The sequence below is a fragment of the Serratia sp. CY82433 genome (genome assembly GCF_052166535.1).
In the GTDB taxonomy this organism is placed as follows: Bacteria; Pseudomonadota; Gammaproteobacteria; order Enterobacterales; family Enterobacteriaceae; genus Serratia; species Serratia sarumanii.
This window is the reverse complement of the sequence record NZ_JBJNOR010000001.1, coordinates 900,644-918,273: the sequence shown is the minus strand read 5'-3', so window position 1 is coordinate 918,273 and position 17,630 is coordinate 900,644. Positions and strand designations below refer to the sequence as shown.

The 17,630-nt window shown below is 58.6% G+C and carries 14 protein-coding genes; 10 read left to right on the top strand and 4 right to left on the bottom strand.

The features are described from left to right. Window positions 1-55: 55 nt before the first annotated feature. A complete protein-coding gene (gene pyrD, locus ACJ8PI_RS04445; protein WP_033646580.1) occupies window positions 56-1,066 on the bottom strand; it encodes a quinone-dependent dihydroorotate dehydrogenase in 1,011 nt (336 codons plus the stop codon). Between the two features lie 258 nt (window positions 1,067-1,324). On the opposite strand from pyrD, the gene ssuE reads away from it, so the two are divergent. The 5 genes from ssuE to ssuB are packed head-to-tail and all read left to right on the top strand — an operon-like array spanning window position 1,325 to window position 5,638. Beyond that, on the top strand, window positions 1,325-1,903 hold the full coding sequence (gene ssuE, locus ACJ8PI_RS04440) for an NADPH-dependent FMN reductase (RefSeq protein ID WP_033646581.1): 579 nt from the start codon (window positions 1,325-1,327) through the stop codon (window positions 1,901-1,903). Window positions 1,904-1,927: 24 nt separating this feature from the next. After that, window positions 1,928-2,893: a sulfonate ABC transporter substrate-binding protein gene (locus ACJ8PI_RS04435; protein ID WP_033646583.1), complete on the top strand. Its 966-nt coding sequence runs from the start codon at window positions 1,928-1,930 to the stop codon at window positions 2,891-2,893. A gap of 20 nt (window positions 2,894-2,913) precedes the next feature. Further along, window positions 2,914-4,062 carry an FMNH2-dependent alkanesulfonate monooxygenase gene (gene ssuD, locus ACJ8PI_RS04430; RefSeq protein ID WP_033646584.1) on the top strand — a complete coding sequence of 383 codons (1,149 nt, stop codon included), beginning with the start codon at window positions 2,914-2,916 and terminating at the stop codon, window positions 4,060-4,062. An 11-nt stretch (window positions 4,063-4,073) separates the two neighbouring features. Next, entirely contained in the window at window positions 4,074-4,868 is a 795-nt protein-coding gene (gene ssuC, locus ACJ8PI_RS04425) for an aliphatic sulfonate ABC transporter permease SsuC (protein WP_033646585.1), read from the top strand. Further along, the gene (ssuB, locus tag ACJ8PI_RS04420; RefSeq protein ID WP_041034451.1) at window positions 4,865-5,638 is read left to right on the top strand and encodes an aliphatic sulfonates ABC transporter ATP-binding protein; all 774 of its coding nucleotides are present in this window, start codon (window positions 4,865-4,867) and stop codon (window positions 5,636-5,638) included. The genes ssuC and ssuB overlap by 4 nt, the downstream gene beginning before the upstream one ends. Before the next feature lie 56 nt (window positions 5,639-5,694). Here ssuB and pepN read toward each other — a convergent pair whose 3' ends face one another. Further along, window positions 5,695-8,313, bottom strand: a complete 2,619-nt coding sequence (pepN, locus tag ACJ8PI_RS04415; RefSeq protein WP_033646587.1) for an aminopeptidase N — start codon at window positions 8,311-8,313, stop codon at window positions 5,695-5,697. A gap of 336 nt (window positions 8,314-8,649) precedes the next feature. On the opposite strand from pepN, the gene ACJ8PI_RS04410 reads away from it, so the two are divergent. From ACJ8PI_RS04410 to ACJ8PI_RS04390, 5 genes are all read left to right on the top strand, one after another. Next, a complete protein-coding gene (locus ACJ8PI_RS04410) occupies window positions 8,650-10,350 on the top strand; it encodes a GGDEF domain-containing protein (RefSeq protein ID WP_033637872.1) in 1,701 nt (566 codons plus the stop codon). A gap of 255 nt (window positions 10,351-10,605) precedes the next feature. Beyond that, window positions 10,606-11,811 (top strand): nicotinate phosphoribosyltransferase, encoded by a 1,206-nt coding sequence (gene pncB / locus ACJ8PI_RS04405; RefSeq protein ID WP_049213672.1) that lies wholly within the window; start codon window positions 10,606-10,608, stop codon window positions 11,809-11,811. 213 nt (window positions 11,812-12,024) lie between these two features. After that, a complete protein-coding gene (gene asnS / locus ACJ8PI_RS04400) occupies window positions 12,025-13,425 on the top strand; it encodes an asparagine--tRNA ligase (protein WP_033637870.1) in 1,401 nt (466 codons plus the stop codon). A 301-nt stretch (window positions 13,426-13,726) separates the two neighbouring features. Beyond that, complete coding sequence (gene ompC / locus ACJ8PI_RS04395; protein ID WP_039566689.1) at window positions 13,727-14,854, top strand: porin OmpC; 1,128 nt, start codon at window positions 13,727-13,729, stop codon at window positions 14,852-14,854. 244 nt (window positions 14,855-15,098) lie between these two features. After that, entirely contained in the window at window positions 15,099-16,289 is a 1,191-nt protein-coding gene (locus ACJ8PI_RS04390) for an amino acid aminotransferase (protein WP_164134103.1), read from the top strand. A gap of 76 nt (window positions 16,290-16,365) precedes the next feature. On the opposite strand, the gene ACJ8PI_RS04385 is transcribed toward ACJ8PI_RS04390, so the two are convergent. Together ACJ8PI_RS04385 and ACJ8PI_RS04380 are read right to left on the bottom strand one after the other, a co-directional pair. Continuing rightward, a complete protein-coding gene (locus tag ACJ8PI_RS04385; RefSeq protein WP_033646596.1) occupies window positions 16,366-17,013 on the bottom strand; it encodes an MBL fold metallo-hydrolase in 648 nt (215 codons plus the stop codon). 64 nt (window positions 17,014-17,077) lie between these two features. Next, a complete protein-coding gene (locus ACJ8PI_RS04380) occupies window positions 17,078-17,626 on the bottom strand; it encodes a YcbK family protein (RefSeq protein ID WP_033637866.1) in 549 nt (182 codons plus the stop codon). Window positions 17,627-17,630: the final 4 nt, after the last annotated feature.

The window sequence follows — 17,630 nt, the reverse complement described above, 5'->3', positions numbered from 1 at the left end:
TATAGACGAGCCGGGGGCAGAAATAAACCCCCGGAATAAAATGAGAGGAAAAATATTAGATATGGGTAACGATATCTTTAATCAAACGCGGGCCGTGATAGATAAATCCGGAATAAATTTGCAGCAGGCTCGCGCCGGCCTCCATTTTTTCGCGCGCCGCCGTCAGCGAATCGATGCCGCCCACGCCGATAATCGGCAGGCGCCCTTGCAGTTCGGTGGAAAGACGACGGATCACTTCCGTGCTGCGCGATTGCAACGGACGCCCACTTAATCCGCCTGCTTGTTCGCAGTAATTTAACCCCTGGATCAATTTTCGATCCAAGGTGGTATTGGTGGCGATCACGCCATCGATATTATGCCGCACCAGGCTATCGGCAATTTGGATCAATTCGTCTTCTGAAAGATCCGGCGCGATCTTTACCGCCACCGGCACATATTTGTGATGGCGCGCATGTAATTCCTGCTGCTTATTTTTAATCGCAGCCAAAAGATCGTCCAGCGCTTCGCCATACTGTAAGGATCGTAACCCCGGGGTATTCGGTGAAGAGATGTTAATCGCGATATAACCGGCATACGGATAAACTTTATCCATGCAGATCAAATAATCGTCTTTACCCTGTTCGACCGGGGTGTCTTTATTCTTGCCGATATTGATCCCAAGAATGCCGCCGAAATGGGATTTCTTAACGTTTTCAACCAGATTGTCCACGCCATGGTTATTGAACCCCATGCGGTTGATCAGGCCTTCCGCCTCAATCACGCGGAACAAGCGCGGCTTGTCGTTGCCCGGCTGCGGGCGCGGCGTCACGGTGCCGACTTCCACATGGCCGAAGCCCATCGCGCCGAACGCATCGATGCATTCGCCGTTTTTATCCAGACCGGCGGCCAATCCCAACGGGTTTTTAAACGACAGCCCCATGCAGCTGACCGGTTTGGTCGGCACGGACTGACGGACAAGAAACGCTAATGGGGTGCCGGTAATACGGCTGAGCTGACGAAAGGTCACTTCGTGCGCGCGCTCGGGATCGAGCTGGAACAACGCTTTCCTGATGAGGGGGTAGTACATGGACTCTCCTGATTTCCCGGTTGCAAACCGGGGGCGTATTATCCGGTATCCCCCGCCTAATTGGAATTGATTAAAGGCAAAAAAAGCGGTTTTTACGCAATCGTTTTCCCGCTTCACCGCCAAATCGGCGCCAATCCGCTTTTGCGCATATCCAAATCAAAAAATGAGATTTAAAAAACGCGCCCGGTTGCTGGTAGGTTTAAAACACTTCTCATTGATTTTCTAATTAAACCTAACTTTTAGTTATAAGGAGTGGCAATGCGCGTTATATCACTGGCCGGCAGCCCACGCATCCCATCACGTTCCGCCGCACTGCTCGCGCTGAGCCAGAACTGGCTGCGGCAGCAAGGGGTGGAAGTGACGGCTTATACCCTGCACGACTTCGATGCCGAAGACCTGCTGTATGCCAACTTCAACAGCCCGGCGATCAAGGCGTTTGCCGACCAGCTGGCGCAGGCCGACGGCCTGCTGATTTCCACGCCGGTTTATAAAGCGTCGTTTTCCGGTGCGCTGAAGACCTTGCTGGATCTGCTGCCGGAACGAGCTCTGGATCATAAGGTGGTGCTGCCGCTGGCGACCGGCGGTTCTGTCGGCCACATGCTGGCGGTGGACTATGCGCTCAAACCGGTGCTGGCAGCGCTGAAAGCGCAGGAAGTGCTGCACGGCGTATTCGCCGACGACAGCCAGATCCAACTGACCGGCGAAGGCGCCACGCTCACCGACGCCGTCGCCGCCCGGCTGGAAGAGGCGCTGGCCAGTTTCTATCTGGCGCTTGGCCGCCGCAAACCGCCCGCGCTGCGCGTCGCCTCGCCGCTGGCGGCACGTCAGACCGCCTGAAACGCCTGGAAAAGGAGAGCCTGAATGAAAGAACGCATCGCTTTACGGCGCTGGCTCAGCGCCGCTACCCTCACCGGCCTGCTGTCGTTGGTTTGGGCCACTGCCGCCGCCGCGCAGGATCCGGCGCAGTTCCGCATCGGCTACCAAAAAGGATCGGTCAGCCTGGTGCTGGCGAAGAGCCACCGGCTGCTGGAGGAACGTTTCCCCGCCACCCGCATCAGCTGGATCGAGTTTCCCGCCGGCCCGCAAATGCTCGAGGCCTTGAACGTCGGCAGCATCGATCTGGGCAGCACCGGCGATATTCCGCCGATCTTCGCGCAGGCCGCCGGCGCGGACCTGCTGTATGTCGGCGTCGAGCCGCCCAAACCGAAGGCGGAAGTGATCCTGGTACCGGAAAACAGCCCGATCAAAACCGTCGCCGATCTGAAAGGCCATAAGGTCGCCTTCCAGAAAGGATCCAGCTCGCACAACCTGCTGCTGCGATCGCTGCAAAAGGCCGGCCTGAAATTTACGGATATCCAGCCTGCCTATCTGACCCCCGCCGATGCGCGCGCCGCCTTCCAGCAGGGCAACGTCGATGCCTGGGCCATCTGGGATCCTTATTATTCCGCCGCGCTGCTGCAGGGCGGCGTACGGGTGCTCGGCGACGGCACCGATCTGAATCAGACCGGTTCCTTCTATCTGGCGGCGCGCCCCTACGCCGAAGCCAACGGCAGCTTTATCAGCCAGGTTCTGACCGTGCTGACCCAGGCCGATGCGCTCACCCGCAGCGACCGGGCGCAAAGCGTGACCCTGCTGGCCAACGCCATGGGGCTGCCCGAACCGGTGATCGCCAGCTATCTGGATCACCGCCCGCCGACCGCCATCACACCGCTCGATGCGCAGACGATCGCCGCGCAGCAGCAAACCGCCGACCTGTTTTACGCCAACCGGCTGGTGCCGGTGAAGGTCGACATCTCACAACGCATCTGGCGCCCAAGCGCGCAATAAACAATGGGAGAACACTGACGATGAGCCTGAACGTTTTCTGGTTTTTACCCACCCACGGCGATGGCCACTATCTCGGCAGCGCACAGGGGGCGCGCAGCGTCGATCACGGTTACTTGCAGCAGATCGCCCAGGCGGCGGATCGGCTGGGATTCGGCGGCGTATTGATCCCCACCGGCCGCTCGTGCGAAGACTCCTGGCTGGTGGCCGCCTCGCTGATCCCGGTCACCCAGCGGCTGAAGTTTTTGGTCGCGCTGCGGCCGGGCATCATCTCCCCTACGCTGGCGGCGCGCCAGGCGGCGACGCTGGATCGCCTGTCCAACGGGCGCGCGCTGTTCAATCTGGTCACCGGCGGCGATCCGGAAGAGCTGGCGGCGGAGGGGTTGCATCTCAATCATGAAGAGCGCTACGAAGCCTCAACCGAGTTCACCCACATCTGGCGCCGGGTGCTGGAAGGCGAAACCGTCGATTTCGACGGCAAGCACATTCAGGTGAAAGGCGCCAAACTGCTGTTCCCGCCGGTGCAGCAGCCGCGCCCGCCGCTCTATTTCGGCGGATCCTCCGCCGCCGCGCAGGATCTGGCCGCCGAACAGGTAGAAATGTATCTCACCTGGGGAGAGCCGCCGGCGCAGGTTAAAGAGAAAATCGAAGAGGTGCGCGCCAAAGCGGCGGCGAAAGGCCGCCAGGTACGCTTCGGTATCCGCCTGCATGTCATCGTGCGGGAAACCACCGAAGAGGCCTGGCGCGCCGCCGATCGGCTGATCGCCCACCTCGATGAGGAAACCATCGCCGACGCGCAGCAGGCCTTTGCGCGCTTCGACTCCGTCGGCCAACGGCGCATGGCGGCGCTGCACGGCGGCAAGAAGGACAACCTGGAGATCAGCCCGAACCTGTGGGCCGGCATCGGCCTGGTGCGCGGCGGCGCCGGCACCGCGCTGGTGGGCGATGGCCCGACGGTCGCGGCGCGCATGCAGGAATATGCCGATCTGGGCATCGACACCTTTATTCTCTCCGGCTATCCGCATCTGGAAGAGGCCTACCGCGTCGGCGAACTGCTGTTCCCGCACCTCGATCTGGCGCAGGAGGAAACGCCCGCGCGCCTTCAGCCGGTGCGCCCGCAAGGCGAAGTGGTGGCCAACATTTATGTTCCGCAAAAAGTGTCGCAGAGCTGAGGAGCGCCCCGATGGCAAAGAACGCGCAACGCATCCTGTATCGGCTGGCCCCCTGGGCGCTGCCGCTGGCGCTGGTGATCCTCTGGCAGATCGCCGTCGAAACCGGCTGGCTGTCCAACCGCATTTTGCCGGCGCCGAGCGCGGTGCTGGCCGCCTTCTGGAGCCTGAGCCAAAGCGGCGAACTGTGGCAGCACCTGAGCATCAGCAGCCAGCGCGCGCTGATCGGCTTTGCCATCGGCGGCAGCATCGGGCTGATCCTCGGCTTTATTACCGGGCTGTCGCGCTGGGGCGAACGCCTGCTGGACAGCTCGGTGCAAATGATCCGCAACGTGCCGCACCTGGCGCTGATCCCGCTGGTGATCCTGTGGTTCGGCATCGATGAATCCGCCAAGATCTTTCTGGTGGCGCTCGGTACGCTGTTCCCGATTTATCTCAATACCTATCACGGCATCAAGAACATCGATCGCGGCCTGTTGGAGATGGCCCGCAGCTACGGCCTGAGCGGTTTCCGCCTGTTTACGCAGGTGGTGCTGCCGGGCGCGCTGCCGTCGATTATGGTCGGCGTGCGTTTCGCTCTCGGCTTCATGTGGCTGACGCTGATCGTCGCCGAAACCATCTCGGCCAATTCGGGCATCGGCTACCTGGCGATGAACGCGCGTGAATTCCTGCAAACCGACGTGGTGGTGGTGGCGATCGTGCTGTACGCCCTGCTCGGCAAGCTGGCGGACGTGGGCGCACAGCTGCTGGAGCGCGTCTGGTTGCGCTGGCATCCGGCCTATCAACTGAAACAGGGAGAAGCGCTATGACCCTTCCCGCTCGCCTTGCGCAAGGCACGCCGGTGACGCTGGAGTCCATCGGCAAAGGTTACGGCAACCGCACCGTGCTGGACAATATTCAGCTGCGCATTTCCGCCGGGCAGTTCGTGGCGGTGGTCGGCCGCAGCGGCTGCGGCAAGAGCACCCTGCTGCGCCTGTTGGCCGGCCTGGAACAGCCCAGCAGCGGCGCGCTGCTCAGCGGCAACGCGCCACTTGCCACCGCTAAAGAGGATACCCGGCTGATGTTTCAGGATGCGCGCCTGCTGCCGTGGAAAACGGTGATCGACAACGTGGGCCTGGGGCTGCGCGGCCAGTGGCGCGACGCGGCGCTGCAGGCGCTGGACGCGGTCGGTTTGGCGGATCGCGCCCGCGACTGGCCGGCGGCGCTGTCCGGCGGGCAAAAGCAGCGGGTCGCCCTGGCGCGCGCGCTGATCCACCGCCCTCGCCTGCTGCTGCTGGACGAACCGCTCGGGGCGTTGGATGCCCTGACGCGCATCGAGATGCAGGGGCTGATAGAAACGCTGTGGCAACAGCACGGTTTTACCGTACTGCTGGTCACGCACGACGTCAGCGAAGCCATCGCGCTGGCGGATCGGGTGATCCTGATCGAAGAGGGGCGCATCGGGCTGGATCTGACTCTCGATCTGCCGCGGCCGCGCCGCAAAGGCTCGGCCCGGCTGGCGGAACTGGAGGCCGAAGTGCTGGAGCGGGTGTTATCACCGCCGGCCACAGCGGCCAGCGGCCGTCGGGCGGCGAATTGAAGGGATGAAAAAAGGGACGGCGCAGGCCGTCCCTTGATCTATCCAGCGAGAAAAGATCAGGCGTCGAGCGCCTTGCTGATCTTCTCGTACAGATCGCCGGACAGGTTTTCCAATCCTTTCAGCTGTTCCAGCGCCTTGCGCATCAGCGCCTGGCGGCCCGCGTCGTAACGCTTCAGGCGAATCAGCGGTTCAATCAGGCGCGCGGCGATCTGCGGGTTGCGCTGGTTGAGATCGCTGAGGATCTCCGCCAGGAACTGATAGCCGCTGCCGTCCGCGGCATGGAACGCCGCCGGGTTGCCGGAAGCGAAGCCGCCGATCAGCGAACGGGTGCGGTTCGGGTTGCTCAGGCTGAACGAACGGTGTTGCAGCAGCGCGCGCACCTTGCTCAGCACGTCTGCCGCCGGGCTGCTGCCCTGCAGCACGAACCATTTATCCATCACCAGGCCATCCTGATGCCAGCGCTCGTCGAACGCCGCCAGCAGCGCATCGCGGCACGGCAGCTGGGCCGCGACCGCAGCAGACAGCGCCGCCAGCGAGTCGGTCATGTTGTCCGCCTGGCGATACTGTTCGCTTACCAGCTGGTCCGCCAGCGCCACATCTTCGCCGAACGCCAGATAGCCCAGGCACACATTACGCAAGGCGCGCTTGGCGATCTCGGCGTGCTCCACGCGGTAGCCGTCGGTCTTGTTGGCGTGATATACCGCCAGCCACTCATCGGCCAGCTCCCGCGCCAGGCAGCGAACGATCGCTTCATGCACCGCGGCGATCGCTTCCGGATCGATGGTGGCGAACAGCTCGGCGATTTCGTTCTCCGACGGCAACGTCAGGATCTGCGCCGCCAGCGCCGGATCCAGTTTTTCGTCCAGCAGCACTGCGCGGAACGCATCGGCCACGTGCAGCGGCAGCGACAGCGGCTGCTTCTGCTGGTGCCGCGCCACGTTCAGCTTGATATAGGTCGCCAGCAGGCTCTGCGCCGCATCCCAACGCGCAAATTCATTGCGCGCGTGCTGCATCAGGAAGGTCAGCTGCTGATCGCTGTACGGATAGTCCAGCTTCACCGGCGCGGAGAATTCGCGCAGCAGCGACGGCACCGGCTTATGCGCCACGCCGTCGAACACGAAGGTTTGCTCCGCTTCGGTGACGTTCAGCACGTTATTGACCGGCAGGCCGCCCTTTTGCAATGGAATGACGTTGCCTTCGCTGTCGTACAGTTCGATATCCAGCGGGATATGCAGCGGCAATTTCTCCGGCTGATCGGCGGTCGGCGCGGTTTGCTGGCTGACATGCAGGCGATACTGCTGGGTTTCCGCGTCGTAATCGTCGCGAACCGTCAACAGCGGCGTGCCGGACTGGCTATACCAACGGCGGAAACGCGACAGATCGACGTTGGACGCGTCCTCCATCGCCTGCACGAAATCATCGCAAGTGGCGGCGCTGCCGTCGTGGCGTTCGAAATAGAGCTGCATCCCTTTCTGGAAGTTCTCCTCCCCCAGCAAGGTGTGCATCATGCGGATCACTTCGGAACCCTTTTCATACACCGTCAGGGTGTAGAAGTTGTTCATCTCGATCACTTTGTCCGGGCGGATGGCGTGCGCCATCGGGCTGGCGTCTTCGGCGAACTGCGCGCCGCGCATCACGCGCACGTTGTCGATGCGGTTGACCGAACGCGATCCCAGATCGGAACTGAACTCCTGGTCGCGGAACACCGTCAGCCCCTCTTTCAGGCTGAGCTGGAACCAGTCGCGGCAGGTTACGCGGTTACCGGTCCAGTTGTGGAAGTATTCGTGGCCGATCACCGCTTCAATGTTCAGGTAATCCTTGTCGGTGGCGGTTTCCGCCTTCGCCAGCACGTATTTGGAGTTAAAGATGTTTAACCCTTTGTTCTCCATCGCGCCCATATTGAAGAAATCGACCGCCACAATCATATAAATGTCGAGATCGTATTCCAGGCCGAAGCGGGTCTCGTCCCACTTCATCGAGTTCTTCAGCGACGTCATCGCCCAGTCGGCGCGATCCAGGTTGCCGCGATCGACGAACAGCTCCAGCGCGACCTTACGGCCGGAACGGGTGGTGAAGCTGTCGCGCAGCACGTCGAAGTCTCCCGCCACCAGCGCGAACAGGTAGCAAGGTTTCGGGAACGGATCCTGCCATTGCACCCAGTGGCGGCCATCGGCCAATTCGCCCTGGCCGATGCGGTTGCCGTTCGACAGCAGGAACGGATAGCGCGCCTTGTCGGCCTCGATGCGGGTGGTAAAGCGCGCCAGCACGTCCGGGCGATCCTGATAATAGGTAATGTGGTGGAAACCTTCGGCTTCGCATTGCGTGCACAGCGCATCGCCGGACAGGTACAGCCCTTCCAGCGCGGTGTTTTTCGCCGGGTGAATGTCGTTGACGATGGTAAGAGTGAATTGTGCCGGCAACGCTTCGATGATCAGTTGGTTATCCTGCTGGCGGTAGGCGCTCCACGGTTGGCCGTCCACCTGAATGCTCACCAGCGTCAGATCTTCGCCATCCAGCACCAGCGGTGCGCCGGCCGCGCCCTGACGTTTTATTTTACTGACGGCGGTCACGCGCGTGGTTTCCGCGTCCAGACTGAAGTCCAAATCGATATCGGTCGTGGTGTAATCGGGCGCGCGATAATCGTGGCGGTATTTTGCCTGTGGCTGTTGTGTCATAAAAACCCTTAAACGTCTCGGTGAGTTATAGGTGCCAGGCCGCTCTTCTGCTTCGTACCGCAGCCGGAGTGTTCCCCTGCGGCGCGCGGTGGGCCTGAATTGTGAATAAACTGTATCACAGCTGGCCGAAAAGCCCAGAGTCGCCGGGCGACCACGAGAGAGAAATCAGAGGCAAATCATAAATCGCCCGCCAGGCGATAGCGCAGGTGACCAATGGCTAAATAAAAATCAGCATTTAATGCTAAAAAACCGCCACCGGAGGGCGCCGGCATAGTTGAGGCGACGCAGGCGGCATGGTGGTATAATTGCGGCATCAGGCTCAGGATGACTCGCACTATGAAAATTAAATACGCAATCTATTTTTTTACCCTGTGCCTGATGACTTCCTTCTCTCTGTTCATTGTCGATGAGCTGCTCGAAGCCCATACCGACTACCGCGATAACCAACTCAATCTGTACAAAATTGATCGCGCCAAAGAAATCTCCGAAGCCTTTCAGGCTGCCTTGCAGGCGCACCGCCTCAAACGCTTGAGCCTGATCGATCCGCAAATCACCCGAGCGCAATGTTTGGCCGCCGATCGGGCGGCGCGCGAAAGAATTACCCGCATCCGCGAACATCTGGACGATGAGGTCGCCAGACAGCTCGGGGTTCGGCAAAAAATCGCCGCGCTGTCGATGATCAGCCTGATGGAACAGCTGCTGGATAATGACAACCTGCAGCTTTCGCAGGTCAATAACACCAACGCCAATCTGTTCAACATCAACAGCGCCTATTACATCTCGCAAACCAGCAAGAGCTATTATCGCTACACCTACGATACCCGGATGGTGGATACCGACTCTTTTATGTTTCTCGAGGCCATCCGCCTTAATAACCGGCTGAATATGTCACTGACGGAATTGAGCGATCAGATTATCGACGTCAACGTCAGACCGCTCGTTCGCAAAGACGCCTACCTGAAGTCCATTCAGCTGACCGGCGTACTGAACGCGCTGAGCACCCGATTGATCTTCATGAAGATCAACTACGACGATGGACAAATCACCAACATCGTCAATGCATTGCTCGCCCAGGTTTCCGCTGAGCGCCTCCAACAGATTACCCATGGGCTGTACACCGCTATCGATACCCATCAGCCCTACCCCACCGCGCTTATTTCGCGCTATGTCGACGATGTGAGCGGGCTGTCGCAGGCGCTGTATCAACGCAGCTTCGAGCTGGAAACCCTCGCGTCGCGCCACAAGATTTACGACAGCCAGACGACCATTTACGGCATGATCGCACTCGCCGGCCTGGTGGTGTTGCTGTTCATTTTGCCGGCGCTGGTGTTCTGCACCAGCATCAACCGCTGGCTGACCAAGACCCACAACAATATCGTGCGGCTGTCGCGCGGCGAGATAAATATCGATCGCAATGACGCCTTCTACAGCCAGGAATTGATCGCCATCAGCGACGCCATTCAGCAGCTCAGGCAATACCAGTTGGACAAGGTCTCGCTGGAAAGCGAGAAACAACTGCTGATTAAAGAGCTCGAGGCCTCTTCTTTCCTCGATCCGCTTACCAATATTTACAACCGCCGTAAATTCTTCCTTGAATGTCAGCTGCTGGGCGACGGCAGCTACCCGCAGGCCTTTTGCCTGATCGACATCGACAACTTCAAACAGCTCAACGACAGCTACGGCCACGACGTGGGCGACCGGGCGCTGGTGGCATTCGGCCACCTGCTGCAACGCGCGTTCCGCGCCAGCGACATCTTCTGCCGCTACGGCGGCGAAGAGTTCGCGGTGCTGCTGGGCAACTGTTCGTTGGACAACGCGCGGGACATCATGGAGCAATTGCGCGCCCGCACTCATCGCCTGACGCTAAATCTGGCCGATGGACGGCAAGTGCGTTTTACCACCAGCTGCGGCATTGCGCCGGTCAACGCATTCACCGCGCTGCAGGCGGCGATCAAACAGGCGGACGAAGCGCTCTATTTTTGCAAAAAGAACGGCAAGGATCGGGTCAGCGTGCATACCCAGGCCGGCTATATCTGATTCGCTGTTTAAAATAATTAACATTATAATTTTTATGACTAATTAGGCTAAGTCATTCACCTTACAGGCATATCTGGCTTTTTTTCCTCCCCGCCGCTATCAGGCCGCCATAAAGGCACGTTTAATCCTCGACCCGCTTTGGTGATTTATGGTGTGATGCAGCTTCAATAACAGGATAATCCGGGTATACTCCACCCCCACTTTTATGATTATCCGGATTTGGACACGCGCCTGACGAGGATGCTGTAACGCGCTATGACTCAATACGCTTCCCCGATTTTGACATCACTGCTTGATACCGATGCTTATAAGCTTCATATGCAGCAAGCAGTGTTCCATCGCTATCCCGCGATCAGCGTGGCGGCGGAATTCCGCTGCCGCGGCGACGAACTGCTGGGCGAATATGCCGACGAGATCCGCGCGCAGGTGGCGTTGATGAGCCGGCTGGCGCTGACCGATGCCGAATTCGCTTATCTTTCGGGCCTGCCCTTCTTCCGTCAGGATTACCTGAACTGGCTGCGAACGTTCCGCTACGATCCGCAGCAGGTCACCATAGACAACCGCGACGGCAAGCTGCAAATCCGCATCGCCGGCCCCTGGCGTGAAGTGATCATGTGGGAAGTGCCGTTGCTGGCGGTGATCAGCGAAGTGGTGCACCGTCGGCGCTCTCCGCTGGCGACGCCGGAACAGGCGGTGGCGCATCTGCAAACCAAGCTGGCTCAGTTCAAGACGCTGGCGGGCGATCTGGATCTTTCGCGCTTCAAGCTGATGGACTTCGGCACCCGTCGCCGTTTCTCTCAAGGCGTGCAACAGGCCATCGTCAGCACCTTGCAGGCCGAATTCCCGTACCTGTCGGGCACCAGCAATTACGATCTGGCGCATCAGCTCGGCCTGGCGCCGGTCGGCACTCAGGCGCATGAGTGGTTCCAGGCGCATCAGCAAATAAGCCCGGTGCTGGCCAACAGCCAGCGCGCCGCCTTGCAAGCCTGGTTGGATGAATACCCGGATCAGCTTGGCATCGCGCTCACCGACTGTATCACCATGGATGCCTTCCTGCGCGACTTCGGCCCGCAGTTCGCCGAACGTTATCAGGGGCTGCGCCACGATTCTGGCGATCCCGTCGAGTGGGGTGAAAAGGCCATTGCCCATTATCAAAAGCTGGGCATCGATCCGATGAGCAAAACGCTGGTGTTCTCGGACAACCTGGATCTGGAAAAAGCGCTGGCGCTCTATCGCCATTTCTACCAGCGCATCAATCTCGGCTTCGGTATCGGCACGCGCCTGACCTGCGATATTCCCGGCGTCAAACCGCTGAATATCGTGATCAAGCTGGTCGAGTGCAAAGGCAAGCCGGTGGCCAAGCTCTCCGACAGCCCCGGCAAAACCATTTGCCAGGATCAGGCGTTCGTCAGGGCCCTGCGCAAGGCCTTCGATCTGCCGCTGGTGAAGAAAGCCAGCTGAGCCTTCTATATATAGAGAGAAAGCCGGCCCGGTTCAGGCGCCGGCTTTTTTGTTTTTATCTCGACCGCCCTCTTTTCAGCCAGCCACGATAAATGTTGCGCCAATCCGATGATTTCTGCTTGTGCTCTGCACCGCGGCAAGTAACATAGCCATTACCCCCATATTCTTGGGTTGTAAGCTATTTCTAAACCAAATTATTAAAGAGAGAAATCTATGAGCGTAGTGCCTGTAGTCGACGTACTGCAAGGTCGTGCTGCGGTTGACAGTGAAGTCACCGTACGCGGCTGGGTACGTACCCGGAGAGATTCAAAAGCTGGTATCTCCTTCCTGGCCGTCTATGACGGTTCCTGCTTTGATCCGTTACAGGCCGTCGTTAATAATTCTCTGCCGAATTATCAGGATGAAGTGCTGCACCTGACCACCGGTTGCTCAGTTGAAGTTACCGGCAAGGTCGTCGCCTCACCGGGCGAAGGCCAGAGCTTCGAGCTGCAGGCCACCGCGATCAACGTGGTCGGCTGGGTCGACGATCCGGATACTTACCCAATGGCGGCCAAACGCCACAGCATCGAATACCTGCGCGAAGTGGCCCACCTGCGCCCGCGCACCAATCTGATCGGCGCCGTGGCGCGCGTGCGTCATACCCTGGCGCAGGCGATCCACCGCTTCTTCCATGAAAATGGTTATTTCTGGGTGTCCACCCCGCTGATCACCGCCTCCGACACCGAAGGCGCCGGCGAGATGTTCCGCGTGTCCACGCTGGATCTGGAAAACCTGCCGCGCACCGACAAGGGCGCCGTCGATTTCAGCCAGGACTTCTTCGGTAAGGAAGCCTTCCTCACCGTTTCCGGCCAGCTGAACGGCGAAACCTACGCCTGTGCGCTGTCCAAGGTATACACCTTCGGCCCAACCTTCCGTGCCGAAAACTCCAACACCAGCCGCCACCTGGCGGAGTTCTGGATGATCGAGCCGGAAGTGGCCTTCGCGACGCTGGACGATGTCGCCGGCCTGGCCGAAAGCATGCTGAAGTATGTGTTCCAGGCGGTGCTGGATGAACGTGCAGACGATCTGAAATTCTTCGCCGAACGCGTGGATAAAGACGCAATCTCTCGTCTGGAGCGCTTCGTCTCTTCCGATTTCGCCCAGGTGGACTACACCGACGCCATTGAGATCCTGCTGGCCTCTGGCCAAACCTTCGAAAACCCGGTTTCCTGGGGCATCGATCTCTCTTCCGAACATGAACGTTATCTGGCGGAGAAACACTTCCAGGCGCCGGTGGTGGTGAAGAACTACCCGAAAGACATCAAAGCGTTCTATATGCGCATGAACGAAGACGGTAAAACCGTCGCGGCCATGGACGTGCTGGCGCCGGGCATCGGTGAAATCATCGGCGGTTCGCAGCGTGAAGAACGCCTCGACATGCTCGATCAACGTCTGGAAGAGATGGGCCTGAATAAAGAAGACTACTGGTGGTATCGCGATCTGCGTCGTTACGGCACCGTGCCGCATTCCGGTTTCGGCCTGGGTTTTGAACGTTTAATCGCCTATGTCACCGGCGTGCAAAACGTGCGCGATGTGATCCCGTTCCCACGCACACCACGTAACGCAAGCTTCTAATTCATACGATCAAACGTTTTTTAAACGATTTCGTTACAAAACAAAGGCCAGCCTCGCTGGCCTTTCGCATTTTTTAATATTGACGCACATCACAAAGTTCCCGAAAAATTACATTTGGTTACACATACTTTCCTTTTGCAACCTGATTGGGACATTGGTATCATTTTCGTCCTAGATTAACCCGCCTGTGAATGGAACACTGCGTTCAGACACAGGACGACACCAATCTATCAACAATAGTTCCCAAAGAATTATTGGCGGCAGTGGCAAAGGTGTCCGAATAACACCAATGAGGGTAATAATGATGAAGCGCAACATTCTTGCAGTGGTTATCCCGGCTCTGTTGGCTGCTGGTGCAGCAAACGCAGCTGAAATCTACAACAAAGACGGCAACAAGCTGGATCTGTACGGCAAAGTTGACGGTCTGCACTACTTCTCCGACGACAAAGGCAATGACGGCGATCAGACCTATGTTCGTTTCGGCTTCAAAGGTGAAACCCAGATTACTGACCAACTGACCGGTTACGGCCAGTGGGAATACAACGTTCAGTCCAACCACGCCGAATCTCAGGGCACCGAAGGCACCAAAACCCGTCTGGGCTTCGCCGGTCTGAAATTCGCTGACTACGGCTCCTTCGACTACGGCCGTAACTACGGCGTACTGTACGACGTGGAAGGCTGGACCGATATGCTGCCAGAGTTCGGTGGCGATACTTACACCTACTCCGACAACTTCATGACCGGCCGTACCAACGGCGTTGCGACCTATCGTAACAACAACTTCTTCGGTCTGGTTGACGGTCTGAACTTCGCTCTGCAATACCAGGGCAAAAACCAGAACGACGGTCGTAACGTTAAGAAACAAAACGGCGACGGCTGGGGTATCTCCTCTACTTATGACATCGGCGAAGGCGTAAGCTTCGGCGCTGCATACGCTTCTTCCAACCGTACCGACGACCAGAAACTGCGTTCCAACGAGCGTGGCGACAAGGCTGACGCATGGACCGTGGGCGCGAAATACGATGCCAACAACGTTTACCTGGCGGCGATGTACGCAGAAACCCGTAACATGACTCCGTTCGGCGGCGGTAACTTCGGTGCAGGCTGTGCAGCTACCGATGACAAGTGCGGTGGCTTCGCGAGCAAAACTCAGAACTTCGAAGTCACTGCTCAGTACCAGTTCGACTTCGGTCTGCGTCCAGAAGTGTCTTACCTGCAGTCTAAAGGCAAGAACCTGAACGTCCCAGGCGTAAGCTCTGACCAGGATCTGGTTAAATATGTTTCTGTTGGTACCACTTACTACTTCAACAAAAACATGTCCACCTACGTTGATTACAAAATCAACCTGCTGGATGACAACGAGTTCACCAAAGCAACCGGCACCGCTACCGACGATATCGTAGCCGTTGGTCTGGTGTACCAGTTCTAAGTTGTCTCGCTTAACGGCGGTTTACCGTCGGCTAAGTTAAAAAACAGGGCTTCGGCCCTGTTTTTATTTGTGTCTCCCGGTAACGTTTTATCCTGCAGATTTCCCCTTCCCCATCATTTTTTCTGTCGAATCCTTCCCGTTCACAAGATCGCGGTGTTTTTATCGCAAACGGTTGGCAAAGCCGATAACTGGCGCTACCCTGATGCTTCTGTCTGCTTAACTCCGAGATTTGGAAGCACCTGACATGTTTGAAAAAATCACCGCCGCACCCGCCGACCCGATCCTGGGCCTGACCGACATTTTCCGCGCCGACGCCCGCCCGAATAAAATCAATTTAGGGATTGGCGTTTATAAAGACGAAACCGGCAAAACGCCGGTGCTGACCAGCGTAAAAAAAGCTGAACAGTATCTGCTGGAAAACGAGACCACCAAAAACTATCTCGGCATTGAAGGCATCCCGGCGTTCGCCAGCTGCACGCAAGAGCTGCTGTTCGGCAAAGAGAGCCCGATCGTTACCGCGCGGCGCGCGCGTACCGCACAGACGCCCGGCGGCACCGGCGGCCTGCGCGTGGCGGCAGACTTTATCGCCAACCAGACCAGCGCCAAGCGCATCTGGATCAGCAACCCAAGCTGGCCAAACCACAAGAACGTCTTTAGCGCCGTAGGCCTGGAAGTGCTGGAGTACGCCTACTACGACGCCGCCAACCACGCGTTGGACTTTGACGGCCTGCTGAACAGCCTGAAACAGGCACAGGCCGGTGATGTGGTGCTGTTCCACGGCTGCTGCCATAACCCGACAGGTATCGATCCAACGGCGGAACAGTGGGCACAGCTGGCTGAGCTTTCCGTCGCCAATGGCTGGCTGCCGCTGTTCGACTTCGCCTATCAGGGCTTCGCCAACGGTCTGGAAGAAGATGCGCAGGGCCTGCGTATTTTCGCCGCCAAGCACCAAGAGCTGATCGTTGCCAGCTCCTACTCGAAAAACTTCGGCCTGTACAATGAGCGCGTCGGCGCTTGCACCATTGTGGCTGCCGATGCCGAAACCGCCGATCGCGCCTTCAGCCAGGTGAAAGCGGCCATTCGCGCCAACTACTCCAACCCGCCGTCACACGGCGCGGCGGTTGTCGCCACCATTCTGGGCAACGATGCGCTGCGCGCGATGTGGGAGCAGGAGCTGACCGACATGCGCCAGCGTATTCACCGCATGCGTCAGCTGTTCGTGAACACCCTGCAGGAGAAAGGCGCGCAGCAGGACTTTAACTTCATCATCCAACAGAACGGCATGTTCTCGTTCAGCGGCCTGACCAAAGAACAGGTGCTGCGTCTGCGCGAAGAGTTCGGCGTCTATGCCGTGAACTCGGGCCGGGTGAACGTGGCCGGCATGACGCCGGACAACATGGCGCCGCTGTGTGAAGCCATCGTCGCCGTGCTCTAAAGGCATCGACGCAGGTCATAAATCGTAAAAAAGGGCGCTCTATGCGCCCTTGATTATTTCTGCCGGGAAATAATCGTTACCACACCGCCGGCTCTTCGCGCAGGAACGGGTTGGTCTGGCGCTCGTGGCCGAAGGTCGACATCGGGCCGTGGCCGGGAATAAAGCGCATGTCGTCGCCCAACGGCAGCAGTTTGGTGCGAATAGAGGCGATCAGCGCCTGATGGTCACCGCGCGGGAAGTCGCTGCGCCCCACGCCGCCGTTAAACAGCACGTCGCCCACCAGCGCCAAACGCGCCTGCTCATTGATAAAGACGATGTGGCCCGGCGTGTGCCCAGGGCAATGCAACACCTTGAGCGTCATCTCGCCCACCTGCATCTCATCGCCTTCCGACAGCCAGCGGGTCGGCGTCAGTGGCGCGCACTCTTCCAGCCCAAACATCCGGCTCTGCGCCGGCAAACCGTCCAGCCAAAACGCGTCCTCTTTATCCGGGCCATAGATTGGCACCTGATAATGGTCCGCCAGCTCCGCCGCCGCGCCGACATGATCCAAATGGCCGTGCGTCAGCAAAATCTGGGTGACCGTCACCCCCTGCCGCGCGACTTCCGCTTTGATTTTTTCCGCTTCACCGCCGGGATCGACCAACGCCGCCTGCTGCGTGTTTTCACACCAAATCAGACTGCAGTTCTGGCTAAAGGCGGTAACGGGAATAAGATGGTATTTCATAAGGCTCCAACGACAATAACGCCGCTTCCGCAAGGGGCGGCGTTATTCACTGACGGCACAGCGATTACCAGGTCCGAACCGGGCCGGTATCGATGTGTACGAAGTTGCTACGTGGGTAATATCCTACACCACCGGCGCGCATTTTTAACGCCGCTTTGCGGATATTGCTCAATTGGATACCTTCGATGTGGAAATCCATCGCCTGGCCTTTGGTGTGGTAGCTGTGCTTGGCCACGCCGCGGCTATGCGCACGCAGTTCGTTGTTGGTGTCTACGGAACGGTATCCGGAGATCAGCTGCACCGGCTTGCTGGTGCCCAGCAGCCCCTGCAGACGATAGAGGTGATCAAACAAGCGGGGATCGATCGATTTAACCTTGTTGGCGCGATAATCGCGGAACAGATGATTTAGCCGCACCAACTCTTCTTTATTGTAACCTTTGCCGTCAAAGAACTCGGCTTTAATAGATTCACCGGTATTCAGGTTATTCAACACTAAAATACGCGGTCGAGCGGTGGAAATACTGGCAAACGCCTGCCCTGGAAGCAGCGCTATGCCCATAGCGGCGCCACCTAGCGCCAGCCATTTACGGCGGTGATGATCAATTTTGTCCATGACT